Below are 13662 nucleotides of genomic sequence, written 5' to 3'. Positions count from 1 at the left end.
TATGTAAACATACACAACAAATACAGTAATGCTCACTAAGCGCTCATTCAGGGTGGCTTGTGTAACCTTAGCTTTAATTTAACCTAATAAACATGGCGATTAAACGGAGACAATTACATGGCAACCACATTTAACAGTTTAGGCGCGATTGAAAATTCACAATCGGCTTTATTAAACACTGAGCACAGCATTCAAGTAAGAGGCGCACGTGTTCATAACTTAAAAAATGTGGATGTAAACCTGCCCCGTAATTCGCTTGTGATGTTTACTGGTATATCGGGCTCGGGTAAATCATCGCTCGCCTTCGGAACATTATTTGCTGAATCGCAGCATCGTTACCTTGATTCGGTGTCGCCTTATGCACGAAGGTTAATCGATCAGGTTGACGAACCCGATGTAGATTCAATTGAAGGGCTGCCACCAGCAGTAGCAATGCAGCAACAGCGCGGTGCGCCTTCTGTTCGTTCATCGGTTGGCAGCGTAACTACTATTTCTAACGCGCTGCGAATGCTTTACTCACGCGCTGGCGAATACCCTAAAGGGCAGAGCATTTTGTATGCCGATGCGTTTTCTCCAAATACCCCCGAAGGTGCATGCCCACAGTGTTCGGGCATTGGCCGCACTTTTGAGGTAACCGAACAACTACTTGTGCCCGACAATACAAAAACGATACGCGAAGGCGCAATAGAAGCTTGGCCACCAGCATGGCAAGGTAAAAACTTAAGTCGCATACTGGTATCACTTGGTTACGACATCGACATACCATGGTATGAGTTACCGCAAAAAGCACGCGATTGGATTTTATTTTCAGACGATACCCCCACTGTGCCTGTTTACCCAGACTACACTATTTTAGAAGTTAAAAACGCCATTAAAAATGGCGAAAAACCTCGCTATAAAGGTACTTTTACCAGTGCTAAGCGCTTTGTTCTTAAATCTTTTGCTACAACACAAAGTCCTCGTATAAAAAAACGAGTGTCGCAGTTTATGCAAATATCCCCATGCCCAAGCTGTAAAGGTAAAAAGCTTAAAAAAGAGTCGTTATCGGTTAAAGTCGCAGGCCTTGATATAGGCGAAATTTCGCAGTTAACATTGAACGAACTTGCAGATAAATTAAGATTTGCCGCTAATCCACCTTCTAAAAGTAACGCTACAAACCCAGAAAAAGCCATCGTCACTAAGCGTATTACAAGCGATATTATTAAACGTATAGAATCACTGACTAAACTTGGCCTAGGGTATTTATCGCTTGAGCGCACCACCCCATCGTTATCACCAGGGGAGTTACAACGTTTGCGGCTAGCAACGCAACTTCGCTCAAAATTATTTGGTGTTGTGTATGTATTAGATGAACCTTCTGCTGGTTTACACCCTGCCGATACACAAGCACTTTTAAGCGCATTAGATGAACTAATAGCTGCTGGTAACTCTGTATTTGTGGTTGAGCACGACGTAAGTGTTATTAGACATGCCGACTGGGTAGTCGATGTTGGGCCAAATGCGGGCTCCCATGGCGGTAATATAGTTTATAGCGGCCCCGTTGAGGGCTTAAAGCAAATTAGTAGCTCACACACTAGCCAGTATTTATTTAAAAATAACCAAACCCAGCAGGCTCCCATACAAAACAAGCAGCGCCAACCTAAAGCGTGGTTATCGCTTAAAAATGTTGAACGTAATAACTTACAAAAGCTTAATGTAGAATTTCCGCTTGGGGTTATTACAAGTGTTACGGGAGTATCTGGTTCTGGTAAATCGAGCTTAGTAAGCCAAGCACTTGTTGACTTGGTATACGATGCACTGGGGCAAAAATCGCAGCCACAAATACCTACCGATGAAGCCGAGCTACTCGAGCAAGAGCTCAACGTAGCAACCGGCGGGCAAATAACTCAGGGCATTGAGCACATAAAGCGCCTAATTACGGTTGATCAAAAAGCCATTGGCCGTACGCCTCGCTCAAACCTTGCAACGTACACGGGCTTGTTCGATCAAGTACGTAAGCTATTTGCAAACACCACTGAGGCAAAAAAGCGAAAATACGATGCCGGTCGCTTTTCGTTTAATGTTAAAAAAGGCCGCTGCGAAAACTGCGAAGGTGTAGGCTTTGTAAGCGTAGAACTGTTATTTTTACCCAGCGTGTATTCGCCTTGCCCTGTGTGTAATGGCAAGCGCTATAACCAAAAAACACTCGACATTACCTATAAAGAGAAAAACATTGCCGATGTGCTCAACTTAACCGTTGAGTCTGCGTATATATTTTTTGCCGATGAACCCGCTATTTTGCGCGCGATCAATGCGCTTTTACAAGTAGGCCTTGGCTATTTACGTTTAGGGCAACCTGCTACTGAGCTTTCGGGCGGCGAGGCACAACGTATTAAACTTGCCACTGAACTACAACGAACACAGCGTGGCGATACGCTTTATATTTTAGATGAACCAACCACAGGCCTACACCCAAAGGATGTAGCCATGCTAATGGCGCAGTTAAATGGCTTAGTTGATGCTGGCAACACCGTCATTATGGTTGAGCACGATATGCAAGTAGCCAGTAACAGTGATTGGGTTATTGATATTGGCCCAGGAGCTGGCGACGAAGGCGGGGTAATAGTTGCACAAGGAAAACCTGAAAGGGTCGCTGAATCACAAAAAAGTAAAACGGCACCATTTTTAAAAGCGCAGTTAAATCACGCAGGTTCTAATTAAAAATTAATAGTCGTTATGCGCAAAATAATAAAGAGCCACGGGCTCTTTATTATTAATCTAAGGCTAACCAAACACCTACAAGCATCATTAAACTACCTGCAATTCGGTTCATCCATTTAATATTATCGCCTCGGGCTAAAAACAAGCGCAGGCTTTTACCACCTGTTGCATACGCTAACATACTTACAAATTCGGTTATCATAATTACGCTAAGTAAAATAAATAACTGTGGCGCAACAGCCTGGTCAACATTAATAAACGGCGGCAATAGTGAGATCATAAACGCCCACCCTTTTGGGTTAGCAACAGCGGTAATAAACCCTTGCGTAAAAAGCGACTGCCTACTTACATCACTTGGGCTATGTGTATTAACCGACATTTTACCTTTGGCGCGCCACATATTTATACCTATATAAATTAAGTAGGCACCACCGACCCATTTTAAAATAGCGAACGCATCAGGATAATTTAGCATGACACTTGCAACCCCAAGTACCGCCGCAATAGCTACACTTGCAACCCCTAACAGCTCACCTATCATCATCCACAGGGTGCGGCGCACACCGATGCTCATACCTAATGTCATGGCAAGGGTCATACACATACCCGGTGTGATAGATACAAAAAAGAACGTAGGAATAAAAACTGCCAGTGCTGCTACATCAATCATTAATTTACTCTCGTATTCATAACAAAAGCGCGGCTATAAGTAGCCGCGCTGTTGCTTACCTATGTGTATTGTTATTGCTGGGTATTAACAGCAGGCTCGCTAACGACCTCTACTGGCTGTGGTGTATCATTTAACAAATACTTATCTAGCCACTGCTCTTGCTCCCACAATACATGTAATAAGCTTTTACGTGCGCGGTAGCCATGAGCTTCGTAAGGCAGCATAACTAAACGGGCATCTTTTCCTAAGCCTTTAAGCGCGGCATACATGCGCTCACTTTGCATTGGAAAAGTGCCTGAATTAGGATCCTCTTTACCGTGTATCATGAGCATTGGCTCATCGATTTTTTCGGCGTGAAAAAACGGCGACATATTAGCGTATACACTTTGCGCCTGCCAAAAATCACGTTCTTCCCCCTGAAAACCAAATGGTGTTAACGTACGGTTATACGCACCACTTCGAGCAATACCTGTTTTAAATAAATCACTATGCGCCAATAAGTTAGCAACCATAAATGCACCGTATGAATGCCCTGCTATGGCTATTTTGTCTTTATCAGCAATCCCTTTATTAACTAACACATCTACTGCTGCTTTGGCGCTAGAAACCAGCTGTTTTCTGAAGTGATCATTTGGCTCGCTGCCATCAATACCAACAATGGGCATTTTAGGATCGTCAAATACGGCAATACCTTTGGCAAGGTACGGCATTGGGCCCCAGTAACCAATATACGTAAACTCGTAAGGCGACTCGCGAACTTGCGACGCTACTGCTTTGTCTTTGTATTCAAGCGGGTAAGCCCACATAAGCACAGGCAAAGTGCCTTGTGTTTTGTCGTACCCTGGTGGTAAATATAACGTGCCAGAAAGCTCAACACCGTCGTCGCGCGTGTAACGCACTTGTTCTTTTGTTACCCCTTTAAAAGCAGGGTATGGGTGTTCAAATTGCGTTAGTTGGGTTAACGAATCGTCATCTAAATCACGAATGAAAAAGTTAGGCTGCTCAGTTTTAGACTCACGAACAGTAATAAAGCGTTCGCCTTCGTCATCAAGCAGCGCCCTTACACGCTCGTAATAAGGCGCTTTAGATTGCCATAAACGCTTGCTGCTATTTGTTTTTACATCGTACCTGTCTAAAAACGGGATGTTACCTTGTTCTGACGCACCATTGCCACGCAGGTAAATATAACGCCCACCAACCACTTTAATTACATTAGCGCCTAAATCGTTACGCTCGTAAATAGCATTACCGGGATCTTTATAAGCATCGTTATAACTGCGCTCTGAAAACAGCACACGGTTACTATCGGCATTACGTGGCTGAATAACATACGTACGCAATTGACGGTCGCTAAAGCGCCAATCGCTCAGCATAGCAATGTCGTTATTAGCCCACTCCATACCCGCATAACGACGTTCTACTTTTGCAAATAACTTTGGCTCGCGTTTAAACGGTGCACGTAGGCTATAAATGTAGTCATGGTGCGGTACGTCAGTTTTCATGTCGCCGCCATCTTGCGCTTCTGCCCAAATAACTTCAGCACCCTGGTCTGCTCGCCATTCAAAATTACGTCTTCCTGTACGTACACTGTCGTAACCTTGTGGAATATTATCGGCCAAAGGTTGCTTAGCAAGCTCGGCTAATGCAAAACCACGCATACCCCATATTTGCCACGTTGTCGCAAAGCGGCTGTAAGGCACTTGATACGAAAACGGCTCGTTAATTCCCGCCACCAAAATATTAGTCGAGTCGGGCGACACCGAAAACGATTTAAAAAGTGCAGGACTGCCAATAGCTTGGGCTTTTCCATCAAGGGTAATGTAAGCCAACTGGCCTTGGCCAAAAAACTTAAATTGAGCTTCATCAAATGGGCTCGTTAATAAATTTTGATACGTGCGTGCGGGGGCTTTTTCACCAGTACTTTGCTGAATAACTGGCACAACATTTTGGCTGTTGTTTTCTAGTCGTGGTTTACCCACATTTACAGCTAGGTTTGCAATAATGGCTGTGCTGTCTGGTAACCATTGGTATGGCGATGCCGTTAAAACTGAATTTAACGCAGCACTTGAAAGCATTTTTGCTTGTTTACTTTCAACACTATAAAGCCATAAATTTGCTTCGTTTGTTTGTTCAACAATAAACGCCAAGTATTTGCTATTTGAAGACCACTTAGGCGAGCGAATAATACCATTTGGTAAGTTATTAATATTAATAACAGTGCCACTTTGCACATGTTTAAGTTCTACAGCACTAAAATTTGCGCGCACCCGTGTGCGTGAAAAATTAGCCGGGTTTAGTTTAATCCCCGCAAGCTTTAACTCTTCAATTGCAAGCTCATCAAGCGATACAACACGCCTGCGTTCAAATAGCGCAAGCCACTGACCATCACTTGATAAGTAACTTGTGGGCGCCAATTTAGCATCTACCACTGCCGCTAAATCAGGCGAAGGAGTTTGGTAGCCCTGCTCTGCATGACTAAATGGTAGTAATACAACACAACAAATAAAGGCAACTAACAGCCTAAAAGCGTTCATGTTTTTATCCTTTTGTTATTTTTTACACAATTAAGTGTATATAAACACGTTTTGCTTTGTTCATAAAGCATTAAGGTGGCTCAACACATGGCAAAAGATGACTTAACAGCCCAGTTTAAGCTACACTAATGCGTTTTTAATTTATCACTGCGACAAACACTACTATGCATAACAAAGCTAAATCTGTCACAATTTTTGATGTTGCCGACCTTGCAGGTGTGTCTAAGTCAACGGTGTCTTTGGTGCTGACTCAAAGTAAAAAAGTCAGCGATAAAAGCAAACAAAAAGTATTAAAAGCAATTGATGAATTAGGCTACGTTTATAACCGCGATGCCGCAGCTATGCGCTCAAAGCGCTCTAATTTAATCGCTGTGGTTATAAATGATTTAACTGACCCTGTTATGGCACAGTTGGCCACCGAGCTTGAGCTAATATTAAACAATGAAGGTTTTCAGGCCGTTATTGTTAGCAGTAACAATAACGTTGAGCAGCAAACACAGGCAATTAATAAACTAAAAGAATACAACGCCGCCGGATTTATAATTTGCCCTGTGACTAATACATGCACCCAATGGTTAGACACATTAAGTTCTCAGCATAGCGTTGTTACGTTAATGCAAGAGCTTGCATTTAGTAATGCACCTTGTGTGTTACCCGACTACAAAAAAGCAAGCCATATAGTTAGCATGCATTTACTTTCTCAAGGGGTTACAAACATTGCGTTTATAGGCAGCAATTTACAATTAAGCAGCTGCTTAACACTTCAACACGGCTTTAATACCGCATGTGCACAACACAGTATATCGCCACTAAACGCAATCGAATGCAGTGAAAATTCCGCTCTTAGTGCCAAAAATGCTTTTGCACAGGCTTATAAAAGCACCCCTGCTATTAACGCCATTGTGTGTGCGAATGACATTATCGCCCACGGCGTGCTAGCAAGCATTAACACATTAAACTTAGCAGCTAATCAACGCATTAAAGTAGTAAGCTGTCAGCAAGTTAAAAATAGCGCCTTACTTGACGATACATTAACGAGTGTTGCAATCAGCACGCATGAAATCGCAAAACGTTGCCTTTTAGTACTACAAGAACTATTACAAAATACAGCCCCACCGGTTAAAACACTGGTAAATGTTAACTTACAAATTAAAGAGTCTAGCCAATGAAAAAAGTGCTGGTAATTGGCTACGTATGGCCAGAGCCCAACTCATCCGCTGCGGGTACGCACATGATGTCATTATTAAACGCATTTACAGCACAAAACTGGCAAGTGGAGTTTGCTACTCCCGCTCAACGCACAGAGCACATGGTAAACCTTGACGACTTTGGTATAACAAGTCAAAGCATTGCCCTTAATTGCGAAAGCTTTGACGAATACGTTAAAGCCTATAACCCCGACATTGTAATGTTTGACCGATTTATGATGGAAGAACAATTTGGTTGGCGCGTTGATAAGCATTGTCCCAATGCCATTAAGATTCTCGATACCGAAGATTTACAGTGCCTGCGAAACGCACGCCATGAAGCGCACAAAGGCGAGCGTGAATTTACAACAAGCGATTTACATTCAGACATAGCAAAACGCGAAATAGCGGCTATTTTGCGTTGCGACCTAAGCCTAATTATTTCAAGCTACGAAATGGAATTACTCAATAGCGTATTTAAGGTCGAACCAAGCTTATTACACCATTTACCGTTTATGGTCGATTTAACCTCGCTGCCCGAAACCACAAAAAGCTTTGATGAACGTCAGCACTTTATGACGATAGGCAATTTTAGGCATGCGCCAAACTGGGATGCAGTACTTTACTTGCAAAAAATATGGCCGTTAATTCGTAAACAACTACCCAAAGCTGAGCTACATATTTATGGCTCTTACCCGCCACCTAAAGCAACTGCGCTTAACAACCCTAAAACGGGGTTTTTAATAAAAGGCTGGGCCGATAACGCCTATGATGTAATGCAAAGTGCGCGAGTATGTTTAGCCCCTCTTAGGTTTGGCGCTGGTATTAAAGGTAAATTACTTGAAGCCATGATAATGCAAACACCCAGCGTTACCACCAGTATTGGTTTAGAGGGCATGCACAACGATTTACCTTGGTCTGGTAAAATGGCTAATAATACCGAAGACTTTGCAAATGCAGCCGTTGAGCTTTATACCAATGAAACCGATTTTAAACATGCCCAGCAAGCTGGCAATACGCTACTTAACACCGTATACGACAAAGTAAAATTGAGCGCGGCACTCATTAATAAAATAGATGCAATAAGCAGCGATTTAAGCACGCATCGTGAAAAAAACTTTACCGGACAAATGCTCAAACATCATACAATGCGAAGCACACAATACATGGCGCAATGGATAGCGGAAAAAAATAAAAAATTAGATTAAAAATGACTAGACACACACCAATTAGTCTTTAAAATCGCGCCCATTACATATGGGCGTTTTAGCCTATACTTTTAGCTAATTTATTTACACACTGGCCTAAATAAGATTTGAAAACTGCAACCTTTACAGAAAAACGCAAATTTATCGTTAAGTTGGGTAAAATGCTTCATAAATACGGTACGCCTGCCTACCGCCTAGAAGCACACTTAATGGAAGTCGCCACATACTTAGGCCTCAAATCGTCGTTTGTTATGTCGCCCACCTCGGTCACCTTTGTCATTTGGACCGACGGCCATGAAGATGAGTATACGCATGTGGCACGAGTTGACCCAGGCGATCATGATTTAGGATCACTTGCCGATACCGACGACCTTGTAAATAAAATGCTTAACGAAGAATTGTCTCTTCAAGAAGTAGACCAACAGCTAGATATAATTTTTGATGCCCCTAACCCTTACAATAAATTAACGACAGGTATTGCATTTGCAACCTCGGGCGGCGCATTTGCAATGCTTATGGGCACCAGTTGGACCGATGTAATTTGGTCTGCGTTACTCACCCTTGTGGTGTATATATTTGTATTGTGGTCTATGCGCTCTAAACGTGTAGCGCATATGCTTGAACCACTTGTTGCTATTGTTTCAGCAATTATGGCTTGTGCTGTAAGCGTTTATATAACACCCGAAGTAAACATACGCTTGGTGGTGCTTTCTGCCATTATTGTATTTATACCGGGCCTTGCGCTTGCACTTGGATTGGCAGAGCTTGCAGCTCGCCACTTGGTATCGGGTACAGCAAGAGTAATGGACTCATTTATGTTGCTGTTTAAACTCTATTTTGGTGGCTTTATAGGTATAGGCATTGGCTTTGCACTTTTTGGCCAAGCAGACTTTGTTCAACCGGAGCCTTTACCCAGCTGGACACCTTGGCTTGCTATATTTTTACTGTGTAGCAGCCTAATAGTTATATTTAGAACCAAACTAAAACATGCGGGTTGGTCTATTGCATCAGGCTTTATAGCCTATGGCACAAGTATTGGGTCAGCAATGTATTTAGATTACACATTGGGTACCTTTGTTGGCGCGTTATCGGTGGGTATTTTTAGTAATTTATTTAACCGTGTTGCTAATGCGCCGGCTTCAATTGTGGCAATGCAGGGCTTGATTGTATTAGTCCCAGGTAGCAAAACCTACATTGGCTTAAATTCACTCATTGAAGGCCAAGACTTTATATATGCAGAGCATATAGGCCAGCAAACATTTTTAATATTTATGTCGCTTGTAGCCGGGCTTATATTTGCAAACGTTGCCTTACCGCCTAAAAAAAGTTTATAAAAAGCAGCGCGGTACATTCCGCGCTATTCATTATTTATTTTATCACCTTCATTTAACGCCCTCTTTTGAGCATTAATCGCATTTTTTAGTTTATTAACCTTAGCTTGTTATACTAATCTGGATTTTAAAAATAAAGGATATAACAATGCTTAAGACAAGCTTAGCGCTAGCAATCGGGCTTTCAAGCAGCCTTGCATTTGCGCAATCAGCAATCACAGTTGAAGACATTCCAAAAGTAAAATCGGTAATACAAACAAGTATTAGCCCAGATGGTGAAAGCGTTGCATTTACACGCTCGTTACCACGCAAACTTTACGTTGACGAAAATGGCAGCAATTACAGCGAACTTTACGTTGTAGACGATGAAGGTGTTGAACGCCCATTTATTACCGGCTCGGTTAATATTAAAAGCCTACAATGGTCAAACGACAGCAAAACAATTTACTTTTTAGCAAAGCTTAAAGACGATAAATTTACCGCGCTTTACCAAATTCCTGTTGATGGCGGACAAGCACAAGCAGTTATGTCGTTAAAAGGGACTTCTATTTCAAGTTATCAACTAAGCCCAGACAATAAACAGCTTGCGTTATTAGCGATGCCCGCTGCCGACAAATCAGATAAAGAATTAAAAAAACTTGGTTTTAAAGCAGAAGTATACGAACTAGGTTTAAAAAACAAACAACTCTTTGTTGTTGATTTGGCCAAAGAAGATAAACCATTATCGCCAACAGCCATAAACATTGATAGCTATGTAAGCGATGTTAACTGGTCAGCCGACAGTGACAAGCTACTCGTTAAAACTCAACCTACAGCACTTATTGACGATCGCTATACTAAATCAATGTGGCACCTTTACGATATTGCTAACGAAAAAGTAACCTTATCGTTTAAAACACAGGGTAAATTGGGCGATGCAGAGCTGTCGCATGATGGTAAATACGTCGCTATTTTAGGCGCAGAAGATCAGCACGACCCAGCAACTGGCCGCTTATTTATTGCTGACACTGAAACCGCAAAAATCACTGAGTGGCTACCTAACTTTATGGGCCACGTCGTTGATTTTGAATGGTCGCATAAGCGTAACACGCTTAACTTTATTGCCAATGTAGGTACGCAAAGCTTTGTTGCCAGTATCAAAGCAGGCTCTAACAAATACAAAAAGCTAGTTGATGAAGGCCAATTTATTGCAACGCAGTTAAGTGTTTCTGACTCAGATAAAACATTGGCACTTCGTGGTAACAGTGCTAAGCATCCTAACGAAGTGTTTATTGTGCGTAGTAAAAAAGCAAAGCGTTTAACAGACTCAAACAGCTGGCTGAACGATAAACGTTTTGCTAAACAAGAAACGATTAAACTTAAAGCGCGTGATGGCGTTGAACTAGACGGCGTACTTGTATACCCGCTCGATTACAAAAAAGGCACACGCTACCCACTTATAATGTCAGTACATGGCGGCCCAGAAAGTCACGACAAAGATGGGTGGATCACCAATTACTCTCGCCCTGGCCAAATGGGTGCTGCACGTGGGTACGCGGTATTTTATCCAAACTATCGTGGTTCTACAGGTAAAGGCGTTGATTATTCAAAGCTAGGGCAAAACGATTACGCTGGTAAAGAGTTTGACGACCTAGTGGACTTTAAAAACCATTTAGTCGACATGGGTCTAGTTGACAGCAAACGTGTTGGTATCACAGGTGGTTCTTACGGCGGTTACGCCTCTGCTTGGGGTGCAACAAAACTAACTGAACATTTTGCAGCAAGTGTTATGTTTGTGGGTGTCACTAACCAACTTTCTAAGTTTGGTACCACTGATATTTCAAACGAAATGCACTTAGTGCATGCCCGTTCATACCCGTGGGATAAATGGCAATGGTATTTAGAGCGCAGCCCAATTTACTGGGCTGGTCAGTCAGAAACACCGTTGCTTATTATGCACGGTAAAGACGATCCACGCGTTCACCCTGCGCAATCTATGGAGCTTTACCGCTACATGAAAGTACAAGGTAAAGATGTACGCCTTGTTTATTACCCGGGTGAAGGCCACGGCAACCGTAAAGTGGCAGCACAATACGACTACAGCTTACGTTTAATGCGTTGGATGGATAACTATTTAATAGAGGGTAAAAAAGACATGCCTGATTACGAAATAGACCACGCAGCAAAACTTAAAGCAGTAAAAGATGCCAATAAATAATTTGTGGTAAGTTAAAATATCAAGGCCGGCATTGTTGCTGGCCTTTTTTTATTATTTGTAGAACCAATATCCCCTAGCAAGCTCATGCTGTGATAAAATCTAAATTAATTCTTCGCCTCAATTTCATGATTCGACCGCTATGTCTAACAGCCCTTGTTTTACCCCATATGCTCAACCTGTTTCCACTATTCCTTTACCGGAACAGTTTACTTACCCCTTTTTTTACGAGCCACACCCGTTAACTATTGCAGCAAGCGAACAATTGCAACAGCAGCTCGAAACACTGCCACATTTAAAAGCTGAAAACGCGGGTAAAATGTTTGGCGTGTTAGTGGTTAAAAATGAGCAAAACGAACTGGGCTTTTTAGCAGCCTACTCAGGGCAAGTTGACGCAAACAAGGAAAATATTAACTTTGTGCCCCCTATTTCAAGTATGCAATTAAACGATGAAAATTACTTAGCTAAAAGCAAAATAATAAATGACATAAACGCGCAAATAAACGAACTTGAAAACAGTGAGCAGCTAAAGAGCATTAGCCAATTATTAGCTACCGCCAACGAAGGATTTGAAAAAGAGCTGCAAGCGCAGCATGCTTTAATGCAAAAAAGCAGAAAAAAGCGTAAAAAACAACGCAGCGACGCTGAAAAAAAATCGAGTAAAACCAAAATTCAACAACTCAAAAAAAAGCTAGCAACACAAAGCATTGAAGAAAAAAAGCAGCTTCAGGCATTAAAGCAAAAATGGCAAACACAGCTAGTCACACTTGAACAAGCGCATAGCAAAATAAACGATGAACTTGAACATTTAAAAAAACGCCGTAAAACGCTCTCCAAAAGCTTACAAAAAATACTATTTGCTCAATATCAATTTCTTAATATTGATGGCGAAATAGAAGACCTCAATGCTATTTTTGCCAAATTACCTGAGCATACGCCGGCATCGGGGGCAGGTGACTGTGCAGCCCCTAAATTACTTCAATATGCGTTTAAACATAACTTAACACCTATAGCCATGGGTGAATTTTGGTGGGGAGCCCCGCCTAAATCTGCGGTTAGGCAGCATAAAAACTACTACCCATCTTGCTTTAGTAAGTGTCAGCCTATTTTAGGCCACATGCTAAAAGGCTTAAATGTAGAACCTAGCCCACTGTTGAATAACCCTGCACAAGGTAAAGAGCTTACTGTTGTTTACCAAGATGACGATTTGGTCATAGTGAATAAACCGGCAGAGTTTTTATCGGTCCCGGGCATTACCATAGACGACTCTGTATTCTTGCGTATGAAAACACAATTTCCAGAAGCTACAGGCCCACTTATTGTGCACCGATTGGATATGTCAACCTCAGGACTATTAATTATTGCCCTAAATAAACGGGCACATAAAGCCATTCAAAAACAATTTATTGAGCGCACAATAGAAAAGCGCTACGTTGCTTTAGTTGACGGGAATATAGAACAAGAAAGCGGTACTATAGAGTTACCACTAACACCAGATTTTGATGATAAGCCGCGTCAAAAAGTGTGTTACCAAAAAGGAAAGCCTGCACTTACAACATGGCAAGTACTTGAGCGAAAAAACAACACAACTCGCTTGCAGCTCTACCCTAAAACAGGGCGCACACATCAACTGCGTGTGCACTGCGCACATGTATTAGGTTTAAACACCCCTATTATTGGTGATACACATTATGGTAAAAAAGCAGACCGGTTACACCTGCATGCTGAGTATCTAGCATTCACGCACCCGATTAATCACGAGCGCTTAGAGTTTAAAATTGATGCTGATTTTTAAAAGATAAATACTAAAACCACCATAAATAAGGCTGCTATCACGC

General features: G+C 42.1%; 8 protein-coding genes. 6 read left to right on the top strand and 2 right to left on the bottom strand.

All coding sequences use genetic code 11. The features are described from left to right. Positions 1 to 117 precede the first annotated feature (117 nt). Positions 118 to 2700 carry an excinuclease ABC subunit UvrA gene (gene uvrA / locus PS1M3_RS18160; RefSeq protein ID WP_203988010.1) on the top strand — a complete coding sequence of 861 codons (2583 nt, stop codon included), beginning with the start codon at positions 118 to 120 and terminating at the stop codon, positions 2698 to 2700. Positions 2701 to 2752: 52 nt separating this feature from the next. Here uvrA and PS1M3_RS18155 read toward each other — a convergent pair whose 3' ends face one another. Together PS1M3_RS18155 and PS1M3_RS18150 are read right to left on the bottom strand one after the other, a co-directional pair. After that, on the bottom strand, positions 2753 to 3370 hold the full coding sequence (locus PS1M3_RS18155; protein ID WP_008129686.1) for a LysE family translocator: 618 nt from the start codon (positions 3368 to 3370) through the stop codon (positions 2753 to 2755). A gap of 71 nt (positions 3371 to 3441) precedes the next feature. Next, positions 3442 to 5904 carry a S9 family peptidase gene (locus PS1M3_RS18150; RefSeq protein WP_203988007.1) on the bottom strand — a complete coding sequence of 821 codons (2463 nt, stop codon included), beginning with the start codon at positions 5902 to 5904 and terminating at the stop codon, positions 3442 to 3444. A gap of 164 nt (positions 5905 to 6068) precedes the next feature. Here PS1M3_RS18150 and PS1M3_RS18145 point away from each other — a divergent pair, with 164 nt between their 5' ends. The 5 genes from PS1M3_RS18145 (at position 6069) to PS1M3_RS18125 (ending at position 13619) form a co-directional block, all read left to right on the top strand. Further along, positions 6069 to 7073, top strand: coding sequence for a LacI family DNA-binding transcriptional regulator (locus PS1M3_RS18145; protein WP_203988005.1), 1005 nt, complete (start codon positions 6069 to 6071; stop codon positions 7071 to 7073). After that, positions 7070 to 8299: a glycosyltransferase gene (locus PS1M3_RS18140; protein WP_203988002.1), complete on the top strand. Its 1230-nt coding sequence runs from the start codon at positions 7070 to 7072 to the stop codon at positions 8297 to 8299. Before PS1M3_RS18145 ends, PS1M3_RS18140 begins: the two co-directional genes overlap by 4 nt. Before the next feature lie 107 nt (positions 8300 to 8406). Then, positions 8407 to 9633, top strand: a complete 1227-nt coding sequence (locus tag PS1M3_RS18135) for a threonine/serine exporter ThrE family protein (RefSeq protein WP_082664371.1) — start codon at positions 8407 to 8409, stop codon at positions 9631 to 9633. Between the two features lie 145 nt (positions 9634 to 9778). After that, positions 9779 to 11827 carry a S9 family peptidase gene (locus tag PS1M3_RS18130; RefSeq protein WP_203988000.1) on the top strand — a complete coding sequence of 683 codons (2049 nt, stop codon included), beginning with the start codon at positions 9779 to 9781 and terminating at the stop codon, positions 11825 to 11827. Positions 11828 to 11966: 139 nt separating this feature from the next. Continuing rightward, positions 11967 to 13619, top strand: a complete 1653-nt coding sequence (locus PS1M3_RS18125) for an RluA family pseudouridine synthase (RefSeq protein WP_138739570.1) — start codon at positions 11967 to 11969, stop codon at positions 13617 to 13619. Positions 13620 to 13662 lie beyond the last annotated feature (43 nt).

This window comes from Pseudoalteromonas sp. PS1M3 (assembly GCF_016865405.1).
GTDB classification, from domain to species: Bacteria; Pseudomonadota; Gammaproteobacteria; order Enterobacterales; family Alteromonadaceae; genus Pseudoalteromonas; species Pseudoalteromonas marina.
The sequence above is the reverse complement of the archived record's forward strand: the minus strand, read 5'-3'. Positions and strand labels throughout refer to the sequence as shown.